Annotated in this window: 16 protein-coding genes; 8 read left to right on the top strand and 8 right to left on the bottom strand. The window is 71.9% G+C overall.

Annotated elements, in window-relative coordinates; genetic code table 11:
• Positions 1 to 165: 165 nt before the first annotated feature.
• On the top strand, positions 166 to 2550 hold the full coding sequence (locus AC156L_RS37340) for a tetratricopeptide repeat protein (protein WP_330877923.1): 2385 nt from the start codon (positions 166 to 168) through the stop codon (positions 2548 to 2550).
• A gap of 230 nt (positions 2551 to 2780) precedes the next feature.
• Here the strand turns inward: AC156L_RS37340 and AC156L_RS37335 are convergent, their stop codons facing one another.
• Positions 2781 to 3560 (bottom strand): SDR family NAD(P)-dependent oxidoreductase, encoded by a 780-nt coding sequence (locus AC156L_RS37335; RefSeq protein ID WP_330877922.1) that lies wholly within the window; start codon positions 3558 to 3560, stop codon positions 2781 to 2783.
• Between the two features lie 106 nt (positions 3561 to 3666).
• Between AC156L_RS37335 and AC156L_RS37330 the strand changes: the two genes are divergently transcribed.
• Entirely contained in the window at positions 3667 to 4527 is an 861-nt protein-coding gene (locus AC156L_RS37330; RefSeq protein WP_330877921.1) for a helix-turn-helix domain-containing protein, read from the top strand.
• A 206-nt stretch (positions 4528 to 4733) separates the two neighbouring features.
• The gene (locus AC156L_RS37325; RefSeq protein WP_330877920.1) at positions 4734 to 5483 is read left to right on the top strand and encodes a dienelactone hydrolase family protein; all 750 of its coding nucleotides are present in this window, start codon (positions 4734 to 4736) and stop codon (positions 5481 to 5483) included.
• Between the two features lie 145 nt (positions 5484 to 5628).
• On the opposite strand, the gene AC156L_RS37320 is transcribed toward AC156L_RS37325, so the two are convergent.
• The 3 genes from AC156L_RS37320 to AC156L_RS37310 all read right to left on the bottom strand — a co-directional run bounded on the left by AC156L_RS37320 (position 5629) and on the right by AC156L_RS37310 (position 7593).
• The gene (locus AC156L_RS37320) at positions 5629 to 6324 is read right to left on the bottom strand and encodes a GON domain-containing protein (RefSeq protein WP_330877919.1); all 696 of its coding nucleotides are present in this window, start codon (positions 6322 to 6324) and stop codon (positions 5629 to 5631) included.
• A gap of 224 nt (positions 6325 to 6548) precedes the next feature.
• Positions 6549 to 6944, bottom strand: a complete 396-nt coding sequence (locus AC156L_RS37315) for a PPOX class F420-dependent oxidoreductase (protein ID WP_330877918.1) — start codon at positions 6942 to 6944, stop codon at positions 6549 to 6551.
• On the bottom strand, positions 6928 to 7593 hold the full coding sequence (locus tag AC156L_RS37310; protein ID WP_330877917.1) for a TetR/AcrR family transcriptional regulator: 666 nt from the start codon (positions 7591 to 7593) through the stop codon (positions 6928 to 6930). Before AC156L_RS37310 ends, AC156L_RS37315 begins: the two co-directional genes overlap by 17 nt.
• A 94-nt stretch (positions 7594 to 7687) precedes the next feature.
• Between AC156L_RS37310 and AC156L_RS37305 the strand changes: the two genes are divergently transcribed.
• From AC156L_RS37305 to AC156L_RS37290, 4 genes are all read left to right on the top strand, one after another.
• Positions 7688 to 8836 (top strand): epoxide hydrolase family protein, encoded by a 1149-nt coding sequence (locus AC156L_RS37305; RefSeq protein ID WP_330877916.1) that lies wholly within the window; start codon positions 7688 to 7690, stop codon positions 8834 to 8836.
• 52 nt (positions 8837 to 8888) lie between these two features.
• The gene (locus tag AC156L_RS37300; protein ID WP_330877915.1) at positions 8889 to 9158 is read left to right on the top strand and encodes a hypothetical protein; all 270 of its coding nucleotides are present in this window, start codon (positions 8889 to 8891) and stop codon (positions 9156 to 9158) included.
• A gap of 45 nt (positions 9159 to 9203) precedes the next feature.
• The gene (locus tag AC156L_RS37295; protein WP_330877914.1) at positions 9204 to 10124 is read left to right on the top strand and encodes an AraC family transcriptional regulator; all 921 of its coding nucleotides are present in this window, start codon (positions 9204 to 9206) and stop codon (positions 10122 to 10124) included.
• A gap of 112 nt (positions 10125 to 10236) precedes the next feature.
• Positions 10237 to 11145: a zinc-binding dehydrogenase gene (locus AC156L_RS37290; protein WP_330877913.1), complete on the top strand. Its 909-nt coding sequence runs from the start codon at positions 10237 to 10239 to the stop codon at positions 11143 to 11145.
• Between the two features lie 70 nt (positions 11146 to 11215).
• Here AC156L_RS37290 and AC156L_RS37285 read toward each other — a convergent pair whose 3' ends face one another.
• Entirely contained in the window at positions 11216 to 11701 is a 486-nt protein-coding gene (locus AC156L_RS37285; RefSeq protein WP_330877912.1) for an EF-hand domain-containing protein, read from the bottom strand.
• A gap of 543 nt (positions 11702 to 12244) precedes the next feature.
• On the opposite strand from AC156L_RS37285, the gene AC156L_RS37280 reads away from it, so the two are divergent.
• Positions 12245 to 13237, top strand: a complete 993-nt coding sequence (locus AC156L_RS37280; protein ID WP_330877911.1) for a DUF1996 domain-containing protein — start codon at positions 12245 to 12247, stop codon at positions 13235 to 13237.
• Between the two features lie 9 nt (positions 13238 to 13246).
• On the opposite strand, the gene AC156L_RS37275 is transcribed toward AC156L_RS37280, so the two are convergent.
• Genes AC156L_RS37275 through AC156L_RS37265 form a run of 3 tightly spaced genes read right to left on the bottom strand, consistent with a single transcriptional unit; the run spans position 13247 to position 15783 of the window.
• Entirely contained in the window at positions 13247 to 13939 is a 693-nt protein-coding gene (locus AC156L_RS37275) for a carbohydrate-binding protein (RefSeq protein ID WP_330877910.1), read from the bottom strand.
• 3 nt (positions 13940 to 13942) lie between these two features.
• Positions 13943 to 14602, bottom strand: a complete 660-nt coding sequence (locus AC156L_RS37270; protein ID WP_330877909.1) for a response regulator transcription factor — start codon at positions 14600 to 14602, stop codon at positions 13943 to 13945.
• Complete coding sequence (locus AC156L_RS37265; protein WP_330877908.1) at positions 14599 to 15783, bottom strand: sensor histidine kinase; 1185 nt, start codon at positions 15781 to 15783, stop codon at positions 14599 to 14601. Before AC156L_RS37265 ends, AC156L_RS37270 begins: the two co-directional genes overlap by 4 nt.
• Positions 15784 to 16360 lie beyond the last annotated feature (577 nt).

Genomic DNA, 16360 nt, shown 5'->3' with positions numbered 1-16360 from the left:
GGGAGGGCGGGGGTGGGGCGAGAGAATTTGCCGTTCCGGCAGCAGTGACGGGAACCTCCTCGGCCGCACGTGCCGCACGACACCGTGGAGAGAAGTGGCACGCGGCCGCAGTTCTGCGGAAATACCTGCGTGTTTATCGAAAATGATCTTTGAGATACTCGCGCCATGTCGCCGCGCGAAGGTTCGCCTTCATCGTCCGCCGTGTCGAATTCGATCTCGGGTGACGTTCAGGGGAACGTGGTCAACGCGGGTACGATCTTGGGCGGAGTGCGCTACGAGCTGGCCAACGACCAGGCCGAGGTCACGCTCCCCCACAGGGCGGGAGCGGTTCCTCCGCGGGCCATGTCGTTCCAGCGACGAAGTGCGACTTCGTCTCGGCTCGGTGGAGCCGACACCACGGTGCTGGTCGGATTGGGAGGCGTCGGCAAGACGCAACTCGCCGTTGACTTCGCCGAACGCCTGTGGGAATCCGGGGAACTCGACCTGCTGGTGTGGGTCACCGCGAGTTCGCGGGAATCCGTGGTGGCCGAGTACGCACACCTCGCGTCCGCCCTCTTCGGGGATGACCGGTCGGATCCCGAACGTGGCGCGCGGCGCCTGCTGACGTGGCTGGCCACCACGTCGTGCCGCTGGTTGGTCGTTCTCGACGACATCCGCACACCGTCGGACGTGAATGGTCTGTGGCCGCCGGGGGCGGGTGGCCGGGTCGTGGCCACGACCCGCCGTCGTGACACCGCCGTGCGCGGTGTCGGGCGCGATCTCGTCGATGTCGGCGTTTTCGCCCCGGAGGAGTCCTACGCGTACCTGCGCACGGCGTTCAGCGATTCCCGGCACCTGTTGGCATCGTTCGTCGAACTCGCCGACGACCTCGGACACCTGCCGCTGGCACTGGCGCAGGCGTCGGCGTACGCGTTGGACAGGCAGTTGTCCTGCGAGGCGTACCGGGCTCGATTCGCCGATCGCAGACGTAGGCTGGCGTCGTTGTTCCCGGAGGTCGGTTCCTTGCCCGACGAACACCGGACGACGGTCGCCACCACCTGGTCGTTGTCCGTCGAACTGGCCGACCAGTTGACCCCCGCCGGTCTCGGCCGCCCGCTGCTCGCCGTGGCCAGCCTGCTGGACCCCAACGGAATCCCGGCGGAGGTCTTCACCACGACCGCTGTCCTGGACCTGCTCGTCAGGGCCACCGGCCGATCGGTCGACGTCGATGACAGCACTGATGGCCTGCACTGCCTGCACCGCTTGAGTTTGATCACGTTCGACTCCACATCGGTTCACACCGTGCGGGTGCACTCCTTGGTGCAACGGGCAACTCGTGACGACCTCCAACCCGGAGCGCTCAAGGGTCTTACCCATGTCGCTGCGCGCGCCCTGAACGCGGTGTGGCCGTCCGTGGAGCGTGACCAGGGTTTCGTGGAGGTTCTGCGCGTCAACGCCGATGCGCTGGAGGTGAACACCGATGGCGTGGTGTGGGACTGCCATTGTCGAAACCTGTTGTTCCGGGCGGCGATCAGTCGTGGGGAATCCGGTGCTGTGGCCGCGGCGAGGGACCAGTTCACCCGGTTCGTGAACGTTGCCCGCGCGCGCTTGGGCGAGGAGCACCCGTACACCCTCCACGCCCGTGACCACTGTGCCCGTTGGACCGGCGAAGCAGGAGGTCCCCGAGAAGCGCTGGCCCAGTTCGAGGCCCTCATCAGTGATTGTCGTCGAGTGTTGGGCGCCGATCATCCGGACACCTTGGAGGTCTACAACAACCTCGCGTACTGGCGCGCGCACAGCGGGGACGTCGAGCACGCGCTGCGGGAATTTCGCGACCTCGTGCAGATCTACACGCAGGTGTTGGGGCCGGAGCACCCCAGCACGTTGACCGCCAGGAGCAACGTTGCTCGTTGGACGGGGGAAGCAGGTGATCCCGCGGCGGCCGTGTCGTGTTTCGAAGTCCTGCTCCCAGATCTCCGCCGCGTTCTCGGTGACGACAACGTGCTCACCATGACGACCTCTCACAACCTCGCGCACTGGCGCGGCGGGAACGGTGACGTCGAGGGTGCCGTCGCAGGACTGGAACGCGTTCTGTCGAGCAGGAGCAAGGTGCTGGGAGATGATCATCCCCACACGTTGTCCACGAGGAACAACCTGGCTTACTGGCGCGCGATCGCTGGCGACACGGCACGGGCCGTGACGGAGTTCAGGGCGGTCCTCGCCGATCGGAAGCGCGTACTGGGGAACGAACACCCTGAAACCCTGGCAACTCTGAGGGAGTGCGCGTACTGGTGGGACAGGGCTGGCCTCTTCGCTGACGCGGCAGCCGCGTACAAGGACCTGTTGATCGGGGCGCGGCAGACGTGGAACGTGGACGACCACTCGGTGCTCACCCTTCACCGGAACATCATCACCTGCCTTCGTGACGCTGGTGACACGTCGGGGATGGTGGAAGGGCTGAAGGCCATGGCGGTCGAATTCGAACGCGTCTACGGGCCCGGTGAGGCCGAGGCCGCTGGCTTCGCGGAGCACATCGCCGCGCTGAGCGGCGCCGGAACCACAGCTGAGTGATCAACGCCGCTGTGTCGAGCAGCGCCACCGCACCGCGGAGGCAACCAGAAGCGGCGATGCGCCCCCGTGCCGGCCTTCCCGCGGCACCGTCGTGCGAAGGCCGGCACGAGGGGAGTGCGAACTCGACTGACGGTCAACCGGTCCACCGCCCGCGCAGCCCGTCCGCGTCGCACAGGGCCGTCTTGTGCGCGAACCGCCCGTCGCGCACCTGGTGGACGGCGAACTCCCCGTCAGATCTGGTTCAGGCCGCCGTCGACGTAGAGGTTGGCGCCGTAGACGAAGCTGCTCCGCGGCGAGGCGAGGAAGAGCACGGCGTCGGCGATCTCGTCCGGGTCGGCGACCCGCCCGGCGGGCAGGCCCGCCGCGACACCGGCCATCATCTCCTCGGCGCGCTCGCCGAAGGCCTCGTCCCACAGCGGGGTCTTCACCGGGCCCGGCGAGACCGCGTTGACCCGGACGCCCCGGCCGCCCAGCTCGGCGGCCCAGGCTCGCGCGTAGGCCCGCACGGCCGCCTTCGACGCGCCGTAGGCGCTCATGCCCGCCGCACCGCCCGCGCCCGCCGTGGAACCGGTCAGGATCACCGCGGCACCGGCGTTGAGCAGCGGGAGGGCCTTCCGCACGGTGAGGAAGGTGCCCTTCACGTTGACGTCGAAGATCGAGTCGTGGACCTCCTCGCTCAGCTCCTCCAACGTCGCGACCGGGTTGATGCCCGCGTTGGCGAACAGCACGTCGACACCCCGCCCGCGCTCCCGCACCCGCTCGTACAGGCGGTCCACGTCGGCCGCGACGCTCACGTCGCCGGGTACCGCGGTGGCGTCGCCGATGGCGGCGACGGCCTTGTCCAGCTCGGCCTCGCGACGGCCGGTGACGAACACGTGCGCACCCTCGGCGGCGAGCCGCTTCGCCGTCGCCAGACCGATCCCGGTGCTGCCGCCCGTCACCACCGCCGTCTTGCCCTCGAACTGCCCCATGTCCTCGTCGCCTCTTCGGTGCTCGAACCAGTGGATCACGTCCCCACCAGCGAACGCCGCGCGCCGGGACCGGACCAGTGCCCCGGCGGACCGGGGTGGTGACAGGTCCCCCCAGGGCGCCTCGCGGGCGGGTTACCGTGGTCCGGTGACCGACAAGCCGAACCACCTGGGCGAGTACCTCCGCGCCCGCAGGCAGCTCGTCACGCCCGAGCAGGTGGGCCTCACCGACCTCGGTGGTCGGCGGGTGCCCGGCTTGCGGCGCGAGGAGGTCGCCATGCTCGCGGGCATCAGCGTCGACTACTACCTGCGCCTGGAACGGGGTCGCGACCGCAACCCGTCCGTGCAGGTCCTCGACTCCATCGCCCGCGTCCTCCTGCTCGACGACGAGCACCTGGCCCACCTGCTGGCCCTCGGCGCGGACCGGCCCCGGCGGACGCGCCGCACGCCGCGGGTGGAGGTGGTGCCCACCGGTACCGCCGTGCTCCTGTCGACCCTGCCGCACCCCGCGTTCGTGGAGGGGCGCTACTTCGACGTCCTGGCCGTCAACGCCCTGGCGACCGCGCTGTCCCCGCGCCTGTCGGTCGGGAGCAACCAGCTGCTCGACGTGTTCCTCGACCCGGCCGAGCGGTGCCTGCACGAGGACTGGGAGGGGATCACGGGCTGCTACGTCGCCAGCCTCCGCCACTCCGCGGGCACCGACACCGACGACCAGCGCTTCGTCGAGGTCATCGGCGAGCTCACCGCCGCCAGCCCGCGCTTCCGCGCCCTGTGGGACCGCCACGACGTGCGCGACCAGCGCGGTGCCCCGATCCCGTTCGACCACCCGCGGGTGGGGCGGATGCGCCTGCACCGCGAGAGGCTCGCGATCAGCGGGACCGACGGCCTCACCCTCGTCGTCTACCACGCCGAAGCGGGTTCCTCGGACGCCGAGAAGCTGGCGCTGCTGGGCTCGTCCGCGCTCGCGCCGGCGGGCGGCGGCTCGCGGACCCCGTGCCGCACGGGGTGATCCCGGCGGTGCGCCCGCCCGTCGGCCGGAAACCCGGTGGCGGACCCGCGACGGGCGCTGCTACCTTCCCGGCGGCCGTGCGAGAGATCGAGGAGGTGGTACCCGTGACCGTTGTACCGACGTGGGTGCTCCCCTCCGGGGTCACGGCCGGGCGCTAGGTCGTCCGGGAGCGCCGCTCACGAGCACTCCCGAAAGGCACGACCCACATGCGATTCACGTCCGAACAGCGCCTCGACGACGGCGTCCTCGAACGCGCGTTCACCCTCGGCGAGGTCCCCGGCGTCCTGTGGACGGCCGGCTCCGCACCGGCCCCGCTGATCCTGCTCGGCCATCCCGGCGGCCTGCGCGGGATGTACCCCAGGCTGGCGGCCAGGGCCCGGCAGTGCGCGGCGGAGGGCTTCGCCGCGGCCACCATCGAACTGCCCTGGGCCGGGGAGCGGCCCCCGTCCGCCGCCGCCGACCAGGCCCGCGCCGACCTGCGCCGGGCGCTGGAGGCCGGCGAGCCGGTCGACGACGGGACCGTTGACCGGCTCGTCCTCCCCCTGGTCGAGCAGGCGGTCCCGGAGTGGCGGGCCCTCCTGGACGCCCTGCTCCCGCTGCCCGAGATCAGCGGCCCGGTCGGGTACTCCGGAGGGGTGATCTCCATCGGGGTCCGGCTGGCGGTGGTCGAGCCGCGCGTCCGCGCGGCCGTCCTGTTCGCCGGGAGCTTCGTGCCCCGCGCGGTGTTCGACGAGGCCCGGCAGGTCACCGTGCCGCTGCTGGTCCTGCTCCAGTGGGACGACGAGGGCAACGACCGGCGGATGGCCCTGGACCTGTTCGACGCGCTCGGGTCGGCGGAGAAGACGTTGCACGCCAACACGGGCGGGCACACCGGCGTCCCCGCGTTCGAGGGGGAGTCCGTGAACCGGTTCTTCGCCCGACACCTGAGGCCGGACCACCGCGGCGGCGGGCGGTAGGACGCGGTTGGCCGGGGTGCCGTCGTCGAGGACGCGTCCCGGCCCTCCGGGCACGGCCCACCCCCAGTGTCTGGGGAGGAAGAACGGGTGCCGGTCGAACGCGGCACCGGAACCGCGGAATTGCGGCGCGGTCGCGAAAGGGGAATCAGGGCAGGGTCACGCACGCCCTGTTGAGGATGACGTCGATGGTGTTGTAGGGGCCGCACGCGAGACCGAGGTGGAGGTCGGGGCCGCTCGGGTTGATCGGGTTGTAGATGTACGGGGCCGAGGTGATCCACCCGCAGTAGCCGCCACCGGCCAGGTCGGCGGTGCGGTTGTCGGCGCTGGTGGTCGCGGTGCCCGACGCGTCGAACCCGCCGACCTGGAAGGTGTCGGACAGGGTGAACGCGGTGCCGGTGAGGTCGATCCTGCCGACACCGCTGGCACCGCCGTCGCAGGACATGGCGACCGCGTAGGGCATGGAGGTGACGACGGAGGCCCCCTGGGACAGCGAGCCGGTGGAGGTGGCGAACGTGAGGTCGTTGATGTCGACGGTCAGGGTCGCCGGGTCGAGGCGCACGCGGGTGAACGTGGTGCGCACGCTCGTGCCCGGTGCCGCGCCGCCCGCGGTGTACTGCGAGAAGTTGGCGGCGCCGAGCGTGACGTACTCCCTCGGGTCGCCCGCCATGTCGTGGCAGTACACCGGCACGAGGTGGGTGCCGGTGTTGAGCAGGTAGTTGCCGTCGCCCGCGATCGGCAGCAGGGCGCGGACGGCGGCGCAGTCGGGAGGAGGGATGGTCAGCGCCTGCCGCGCCGAGGCCGGGGCCGGGGCGAGGACCGCCAGTGTCACCGCGGCAGCCACCGCGACGATTCTCCGAATCATGGTATTCCTTTCCCATGTGGATTCCGTACGGAATTAAAACCCAATGGGAGTAGGTGGTCGATAGGCTGCGGGAGTGACGTGCGGACGCGAATAACGGCGTGATTCGTGATATTCACCGGCATTCGCGTTGTTAGTTCGCCACGATCGAGTGCATTCCTCTGGAAGCGCTTGCCCGGCTCGCCGCGGAGCCGGGCGGGCCCGGCTCACCCGCGCGGCGTGTGCAGCTTGTCCACGCCGATGACCAGCACGACGCGCTGCTGCGTCCGGCCGCCGTACCACGGGTAGGGGCGCCCCAGGTACTTGTGGGCCAGCTTGTCGATGTGCTCCTCGGCGCCCTCGGTCGTGGCCGACAGGACGCGGCCCCGGACCGCCCAGTAGCGCGACGGCGACTCCGGGTCCGCGATGGCCACGGCGACCCGCGAGTCGCGCGCCACGTTGCGCGTCTTCTGGTGGGTGCTCACCGTGTTGATGACGATGTTCTCCCCGTCGGTGTCCACCCAGGTCTCGGTGATCTGGGGCGAGCCGTCCGGCATGAGGGTCGTGAGGAAGCACAGCGCCGGGGCGTGCAGGACGTCGAGCAGGTCATTCGGCAGTGTCACGGTGGACGACCTCCTGGTCGGGTTGTGCTGGCGGGACGCCGTAGAGGCGGTCGATGACGTGCTCGTCCGGCGGTGTGCCGGGCAGTTCGGCGTGGCGGAGCCCGGCCAGCGCCACGGTCAGGGAACGGCGCCACAGGGTGGGGTCGACCTCCCTGGCGGCGTCCATCACCGCGCCTACCATCAGGTGCACGGCGACGAGGTCGCCCGGAACCACCCCGGCGGGCAGCTGACCGGCGCTGACGGCCCGGTCGACCAGCCCCGCCACGAGCGGGGTGATCCTGGCCCGGCCCCGCACCACGAGGTGCGACGCCTGGTTCCCGCTGCGCAGCAGCTCGCCCAGGCCCCGGTTGTCGGCCTCCAGTTCGAACTGCCGCGTCAGGAACCACGTGAGCCCCTCCCACGCGTCCTCGGCCCGGCTCGCCCGCTCGGCGAGGCCGACCACGGCGTCGACGTGCTCGGTGAACAGGGCGTCCACCAGGTCCGTCCGCTCGGGGAACCGGCGGTACACGGTGCCCGTGCCGGTGCCCGCCTCGTGGGCGATCTTCTCGTAGGACACCCCCAGTCCGTCACGGGCCATCAGGGCGAGGGCCGTCCGCAGCAGCAGTTGCCGGTTGCGCTCCGCGTCGCGGCGCAGTGGCCGTTCCTCCATGCGCCGAACGTAGCAACTGGAAACCAGGTTCTCAAGTTGAAATGAGATTCCACTTCTGAGCTACGCTGCCGTCACCGCATCCCGAGGAGGCTCCGTGTCCAGTCAGCTCACGACCGTCGAACCGTTCCGCGTCGAGGTCGCCGACGGGGAACTCGACGACCTGGCCCGTCGACTGGCCGACACCCGCTGGCCCGACCGGGAGACCGGCGCGGACCAGGGTCCCGAGCTGGACCGGCTGCGCGCGCTGTGCGAGCACTGGGCCACCGGCTACGACTGGCGGCGCTGCGAGCGGGAGATCAACGACCTCGGCTCGTTCCGCACCGTCCTGGACGGACTGGGCGTCCACCTCCTGCACGCCCGCTCGCCCGAGCCGTCGGCCATCCCCCTCCTGCTCTGCCACGGCTGGCCCGGCTCCGTGCTGGAGTTCCGGCGCCTGGTGGGCCCGTTGACCGACCCGGTCGCGCACGGCGGGCGGGCGGAGGACGCGTTCCACGTCGTCGTCCCGTCCATGCCGGGCTTCGGCTTCTCCGACAAGCCGACCACGACGGGCTGGGGGCCGTCGCGGATCGCCGACGCGTGGATCGAGCTGATGGGCCGCCTCGGCTACGACGAGTGGGTGGCGCAGGGCGGTGACTGGGGGTCCGCCGTCGTGGAGGCGATCAGCCGCAGGGCGCCCTCGGGACTGCTCGGCGCGCACGTCAACCTGCCGATGGTGTTCCCCACCGCGCAGGAGGTGGCCGACGCGACACCGGACGAGCAGCGCATGATCGAGCGGGCGCGGCACTACCGGTCCTCTCAGGACGGTTACGCGAGGCAGCAGTCCACCCGGCCCCAGACGATCGGCTACTCCCTCGCCGACTCGCCCGCCGGTCTGGCCGCGTGGATCTACACGCTCTTCCAGGACGTCACGGACAACGACGGCGACCCCGAACTGGTCGTCGACCGCGACGAGATCCTCGACGAGGTGATGATGTACTGGCTGCCCAACGCGGGTGCCTCGTCGGCGCGGCTGTACTGGGAAGCGCTCCGGGAACCGGGGCCGTCCTCGGAGCCCAACCCGACCCCCACCGGTTTCAGCGTCTTCCCCGGCGAGGCCGTCCAGGCGTCGCGGCGGTGGGTCGAGCGGCGCTACACCGACGTCCTGCACTACCGCGCGCTCGACCAGGGCGGGCACTTCGCCGCCCTCGAACAGCCCGCCGTGCTGGTCGAGGAGATCCGGACGACCTTCCGCTCCCTGCGCTGACACCGGCTCGGCCGCGGGCGCGAGGTCCGGACGAGGTTCGCGCACGGGCCGGGTGCGACCTCGTCGGTGTTCGGTTCGAAGCCAGGCGGAGAGGGCGTCCCACGAGGCTCGGACGTCCGTCCTGATAGGACTGCTCCCGAGCGGTGGCATCGGCGTCCCGGCCGCGGCGACCCTCACGGCCGAGGCCGCGGCGGCGGCCCTGGACCAGTCGGTCGCGGCCTGCGTGCTCGGCAGGAGCGACCGGGACCGCTGCGAGCCGCACGACCTGCTCCGCGAGTTCGGGCGGGAGATCGAGGCGCTCCTCGCGGAGCCCGCTTGCTAGCGTCGGCGGCTGTCGGGGTGTCGGTGCGGGCGGGGTCGGTGAGCGGTGGATCTTCTGGAGGACGCGCTGCGGGTCTCGGGCGCGCGGGGGTCGCTCGGCGTGCGGCTCGACGCCGGTGGCGAGTGGGGCGTGTGGCTGAGCACCTTCCCCGGAGCCGCGCTGCACGCCGTGTCGGCCGGGACGGCGTGGCTCGACGTCCCCGGTGAGCAGCCGCGGCGGCTGGACGCGGGGGACGTCGTCCTCCTGCCTCCCGGCACGGCGCACGGCCTGTCGAGCGGGCCGGGCGTCAGGATGGGCCCGTGCGATGCGGACGCCGCGATCGAGGCCCGGTCGAGCGGTGGCGTCCTGCGGCTGGGCTCCTCGCCGGTCCAGACCCGGCTGCTCACCCTGCACTACGAGCAGGACCCCGAGGTGAGCACGCTGCTGCTGACCGCGCTCGACGCCCCGACGCACCTGCCCGCCAGGACGAACGCCTCCCTCGACGGGGCCATCCGGCTGCTGGACGAGGAGCTGGCCCAGCTGCGGATCGGGACCACGGCGGCCGTGAACAGCATCATCGACCTGCTGCTCGTGCGGTTCGTGCGCGCCTGGTGGGAGAGCCACCCCGTCGAGCGGTCGAGTTCGTGGCTGGGCGCTGTGCTCGACCCGGTCGTGCGCGACGCGCTGACGCACATCCACGAGCACCCGGAGCGGCCGTGGACCACCGCGACGCTGGCCGCGGCGGTCCGCGTGTCCAGGGCGACGCTGTCGCGGCGCTTCCCGGCCGCGCTGGGGCAGACGCCGGGCGCGTACCTGACCCGCTGGCGGATGGACCTGGCCGCGCTCCGGCTGCGGGACACCGACGAGCCGATCGACGTGATGGCGGGCGCGGTCGGGTACGCCACGCCGCAGGCGTTCAGCCGGGCCTTCCGGCGGGCGCGGGGGTTCGCGCCCGGTGAGTACCGCCGCACCGTCCGCGAGCGGTAGCCGCCTGCGGAGAGGCGGACGGGCACACACCTGACGCTCCCGGACGTGGTCGGCGCGGACGCGGTGATCGAGGCTCGACCTCACCTGTCGTTCCGCTGATGAGGAGATCACCGTGCGAGCACTGGTCGTCGAACACGGCGACGGTGGACCTGTCCGGTTCGCCGACGTCGACGAGCCCCGACCCGCCGTCAACGAGGCGCTGGTGGAGGTCCGGCACATCGGGCTGAACCTCGGCGAGCTGAAGCACGTCGACCAGTGGGCCGCCGGAGCCGTCCACGGTCACGACGCGGCCGGCGTCGTCGTCCGGGCCGCGGCCGACGGTTCCGGTCCGCCGGAGGGCACCCGCGTCGCGGTGGGGATGGCACCGCACGCGTGGGCCGAACGGGTCGCGGTCAGCCCCGCCAGGCTCGGCGTGGTGCCCGCCGGGGTGGAGCTGAGCGACGCCGCCGCGCTGGGCGTCGCCGGGGTGACCGCGCTGCGCGTCCTGCGAACCCGGTCGCTGCTGGCCCGCCGGGTGCTGATCACCGGCGCGAGCGGGGGAGTGGGGCACTTCGCCGTGCAACTGGCCGCGCTCGCCGGTGCGCGCGTGACGGCGGTGGTCGGTGGCCCCGGACGAGCGGTCGGTCTGGCCGAACTCGGCGCGTCGGAGGCGGTGTCCGATCTGTCCACCGTGGAGGGGCGGTTCGACCTCGTGCTCGACACGGTCGGAGGGCCGCTGCTCGCCGGTGCGTGGGACCTGTTGGCGGAGGGCGGCGCGATCCACCTCGTGGGCACCAGTTCGGGGCTCGACACCACGTTCCCGGCGGGCTCCCTGTTCGGGTTCGGCGCGCCGCGGACGATCAACACCTTCGGGGACACGACGTCCCCGGTCGCGGAGGAGTTGACGGACCTGCTCGGCCTGCTGGCCGGGGGCAGGCTGTCGGCCGGGGTCGGGACGAGGGGCGACTGGGAGGACGTCGGCGCCGCCGTCCGCGCGCTGTTCGGCCGCGAGGTGCGCGGCAAGGTCGTCCTCGACCTGTGACCCCGCGCGGTCGGAGCGGGGGTGTCCACGACCTGGTCGCCCGACACCCTCGCGACCGACCGCGTCTCGCTCAGGTGCGCGCAGGGGGACGCGTGACGTCGACCGAGGAGAGGTCGCTGTTCCCCTTGATGAGCGAGATCACCCGTTCGAGGAATTCATTGCGGGTGACCAGGTCGTCCCGGTCGGTGTCGACGGCGTTGAAGTTGGCGTCCGCGTCGGCGTCCGAGATCCCCAGGGTGGAATTGATGGTCCCCCACTCGGCGCGACTGATCTTGCTGTCGTTGTCGGCGTCCGCGGAGTCGAACAGGGCCAGGTGGAGAGCGACGGTGGATTCGAACACCGCGTTGTAGTCGGCTCCGGCGATGAACTCGTCCTTGGTCACGACGCCGTCGGAGTCGCGGTCCAGGATGGACAGCGAGTCCCACAGGGCGGCGACCTTGTCCTTGGCCCTGCCACCCGCCCTGGCCCCGAAGGTCTCCAGGTCGGACCGGTCGATCCCACCGCTGCGATTGCCGTCGAGAAGAGTGAACAGTCGTGTCAAGCTGTCCTGCGACATGGTGCACCTTTTCTTCACTGAGCAAGCCGACGTCGACGCTGCGAAGGCTGGAGTGAATGACGGCAGCGGCGTGCCGGCTTCGGCTATCCGGTCGCTTTTGCATTCCGCGCAAGTCGTGGAAATACCACGGTGCTGAAGCTAACACGTGGTTCAACTAGTGAAACTAGCCCTTTAGAGGGAAGTGCCTGCCAGTCGTGCCGGCAAGGAATTGTGCTAGTCTGGACGTGGTGTCGCGCGGCTTAGCATGGTGCGGATGTCCCTGGTCCGCATTTATCGGGGCACTAGGCTGAATTCGAATACCGGGAATTTCCCAGTAGGCATTCGGATGATCGGGCACCACTGGCCGCTATTGGCGTGATCAGCATTCACAATGGGTGGGCGCACGTGGCGCGGCCGAGGTGCTGGTGCGCGCGGGCATCCGGGACGGGCTCGCGAATTGGGCCCCGAACGGGCGGCGGCTGGGACTTTCGACTCACGACCCCCGTGGTGCCGCGCCCTACCTTCGGCGGGAAGTCCCGGTTCCCGCGGGTGGAGGAGGAAGCTGTGCCAGGTAAGCGGAAGAGGGTCGGAACCGCCATCGCCGCCGCGGCGGTGGCGGTGGTGGGGCTGGTGCTGGTGCCGAACGGCGGGACGGCGGCGGTGTCGCACTCCGGGCACCAGCACGGCGCCGTGACGATGGCGGCGGGCACGTGGATGCCGGTCGATCAGGCGAAGTGGAACGCGCAACTGGCCGCCTTCCAGGCGATGACGCCCAGGCCCGTGCCGCCCAACCCCAATCGGAACCCCGAGTTCAACGCCACGTGCGCCTACAGCCACTCCGCGCCGGACGACCCGATCGTGTTCCCCGGCCAGCCGGGCGCGTCGCACCTGCACTCGTTCATCGGCAACAGCGGCACCAACGCGCGCACCACGTTCGACGACCTGATGCGCTTCACCGCGTCGAGCTGCCAGCCGGTGCAGGACCACTCGGCGTACTGGGTGCCCACGCTGTTCGAGCGTGAGCAGCCGGTGCAGCCCAAGCAGGTGGTGGTCTACTACGGATCGCTGCTCAGCGACAAGTCGAAGACCGTCCCGATGCCGCAGGGACTGCGGATGGTCGTGGGGGACGCGGCGCGCCAGGTGCCGACCCCGGTCGGCGCGGTCAACCAGTTCTACTGCGCGGGTGGCCCGCTGGAGGGGAGGAGCCGCAGCCGGGACGGCAACTGGCCGGTGTGCGACGGCGGCACGCTGCACTTCACCCTGCGCTTCCCCGACTGCTGGGACGGCAAGCACCTGGACAGCCCCGACCACAAGAGCCACGTCGCGTGGGGTCGGGGTGGTCAGTGCACCGCGCAGTTCCCGGTGCCCATCCCGGCGGTCACGTTCTCCATCTCCTACGCGACCAGCGGCAGTGCGGACGGTTTCCGGCTGGCGTCGGGAATGGCGTCGTCCATGCACGGCGACGGGTTCTTCGCCTGGGACGAGGACGCGCTGGGACACCGGGTGAAGGACTGCGTCGTCCAGGTGGTGCAGTGCAACACCGCGGGCGGGTACTGACCCCCCGCGTCAGCTCAGCACGATCTCGTTGACGTCCGGCGCCGAGCCGGTGTCGTTGAAGAACCTGATCCAGCTGTCCCCGGCGGGCACGAACACCTCGACCGACGTGGTCGCCGGGATCAGCAGGCTCGCCGCGCCGGTGAGCCGCCTGCTCTGCGCGGTGCCGTCGTTCACCGCGACCATGAGCGTCCGCGGTTCCTCCGTCTCGTAGACGATCGTCAGGGTGCGGGTGCCCGCCGCGGGCACCCCGGCGACGCGGACGGCGAGGACGTTCGGACCGCCGATGTAGCCGACCCGGCTGCCACCGCGGCAGCTCGCGCACTCGATGACGCGGGCGCCGCTGCGGAGGTTGGCCGGGTCGGCCGCGTGCACGGTGATGCTCGGGAACGCGGCGGGCCGCGAGGACGTCGCCCCGACGGGTGGTGGGGGAGCGGCCTCCGACGGCGTGACGACGGGTGGGGGGACCACGACCCTGGTGATGACGACGGACGAGGTGACGGTGGACGGGGGCGTGGCGGCGGACGGGGGAGCGGCGGAGGGGGGAGCGGCGGCCTGCGGTGGCGACGTCGTCGGCGCGGGCGGCGGGGACGGCACGACCAGCGGCGGCACGAGCACCGCCGTCGCCGCGACCCCGACGGCGAGCACCGTCCACCCCAGACGCCGCAGCACCACCCGGCCGTCCCCGCCGCTCTTCCGGTCCACCCGCTACCGCCTGCTCGTCCAGCGCAGGACGGCCTCGGTGCGGTTGCCCACCCGCAGTTTGGTGAACGCGTGGTGCAGGTGGTTCTTCACCGTCTTCTCGGTGAGCACCAGCCTGCGGGCGATGGCCGCGTTGGACAGCCCCTCCGCCACCAGTCCCAGGACGTCCTCCTCGCGCCTCGTCAGCCCCCACCGGATCCGGTGCTGCCGCTGCCGCTCCAGCTGGTCGTGCCGCGCCCGTTCCCGGTCGGCCTGCTCGCGCACGGCCGCCACGGCGACGGCCGCCGCCGGAGCGGACAGCCAGCTCTGGCCGCGCGCGACCGCGAGCACGGCCCGGAGCAGCTCGTCGGGGTCGAACTCGCCGTGCACCAGGTAACCGCGCGCGCCACCGCGCAGCATCCCGCCCACCAGGTCGGGGTCCGCGTCGCTGGTCAGCACGAGCACCGAGGTGCACCGGCGCAGCTCACCGAGCACCGACAGCCCGTCCGCGACGGGCATCCGGTGGTCCAACAGGGTCACGGCGGGGCGCAGCCGTCGCGCGCTGGCCACCGCCTGCCGCCCGTCCCCGGCCTCGGCCACGACCCGCGTGGACCCGGTGCCGTCGAGGAAGCCGCGCAGCGCGGCTCGCACGATCGGGTTGTCGTCCACGACCAGGACGTCGATCACGACGCCAGCCGAACCGGACCGTCGACGGGCACCGACACCTCGACCGTCGTGCCGCGACCGGGCCTCGACGTCACGTCCAGCGCGCCGCCCGCGTGGCGAGCGCGTTCCGCCATGCCCACGATGCCGTAGTGGTTCCCGGCGGTGAGGGCGGAGAGGTCGCCGGGCACGCGGAAGCCGTCGCCGTCGTCGTGCACGCGCAGGCGGAGCCGGTCGGTGTGGGTGAGGGTGACCGTGATCCGCTCGGGGCGGCCGTGCCGCACGGCGTTGCGCAGGGCCTCGTCGAGGATGCGGCTCAGCTCGTAGCGCACGTCGGCCGGTGGGTCGACCGGTGCGGCGGTGAGGTGCACCGCGACCCCGGACGACTCGCCGCGGTGCTCGCAGATCCGCCGCAGCGTGGCGGCGAAGTCCTGGTCGGGGGCGTCCAGCCGGAGCCCGGTCAGCAGCTCCCGCGCCTCACGGGCTGCCGCGACGGCTCCCCTGGACACCGTGCTCGCGAGCTGCTCGGCGAGTTCGGGGTGCCTGCGCAGCGAGGTCGGCAGCGCGAGAGCGGCGAACGAGACGCCGCGCAGGGTCTTGCTGACCGAGTCGTGCAGTTCGCGCGCGAGGCGGGCGCGTTCCGAGGCGGCGGCCGAGCGCTGGGCCGAGGCGACGACGTCCACGGAGAGGTCGACGTACCGCCCGAGCGCGCCGGTGGCGACCGCGGCGGCGATCCCGGCGAGGACGTCCACCGGCGGGAAGGCCAGCGCGAACACGGCGAGGTGCGGGTTCGGGGGGCCGGTGAGCAGCAGGTGACCGGCCACGGCGTAGCCGAGCGCGGCGTGCGGCACCCAGAGCACCAGCCCGCGCACGCCGAGCACCACCCCGCCGAGCGCGCACGCCCCTGCCGCGAAGCAGAAGAAGGGCACGCCGCCGCGGGAGGCGACCAGGACCCCCAGCACCACGACCGAGTCCACCAGGACCACGGGAACCGGGTGCCGCACCACCTCGGGGCGGCGGGCGAGGACCACGAGCCCCGCGGCCGTGCTGACCAGCACCACGACGAGCACGGCGAGCGCCGTCCGCGGATCGGGGAGCACCCGCAGCCCGACGCCCGCGGCCGTCAGGGTGAGCGCGGCCCGACCGAGCAGCACGGCGCGGCCGAGCGCGGCCGCGGCCACGACCCGGTTGGCGGGGAGAGTCACGCGCCTACCACCTCCCGCCACTCCACATGACCTCGTCGTCGAGGCGACAGCACTGAGGGTGACAGCACTGTAGCGCAGATCGACGTTCTGAGAGAGCGCTCTCTCGGGAGGGAGGAGCTGGTCGACATCACCCTGATCGATAATTTCAGTGTGAACTGAAAATAATCTCGGCCAGCAGCGGTGCCCGCGCACCCACCTCCCGGCTGGGGAACGGGGACGTGGTCACGCGGGCGGCGTGACCGCCCACTGGACGAGGGTCGTGGCGTACCGGGCCGGGTCGACCTGGTGCACCACGTGCACCGCGTCGGGCATCGACTCGTGGTCGACGGACGAGCCAGCCTGACGCGCATCGGCGGTTCCGATGAGCGGAACGCCGGTACCGGTCCGTCGCCCAGGGCGGCCCGCACACGGCGAACTGGGCCTCGAACGGGCCCTGGCCGCCTTCGGGGAGGCGTCGCCGCTCCACGCGCTCGCGGCGCGGGTGGGCCCGCCCAGGAGCACCGCGTCGCGGCTCGGTCACGATGGCCGTGGTCGTCGAGCGCCTGTCGGCCAGGGGCGCGGCGGCGGTGGAGCACCG

This window comes from Umezawaea sp., assembly GCF_057122925.1.
This window is presented reverse-complemented; position numbering and strand designations above follow the sequence as displayed.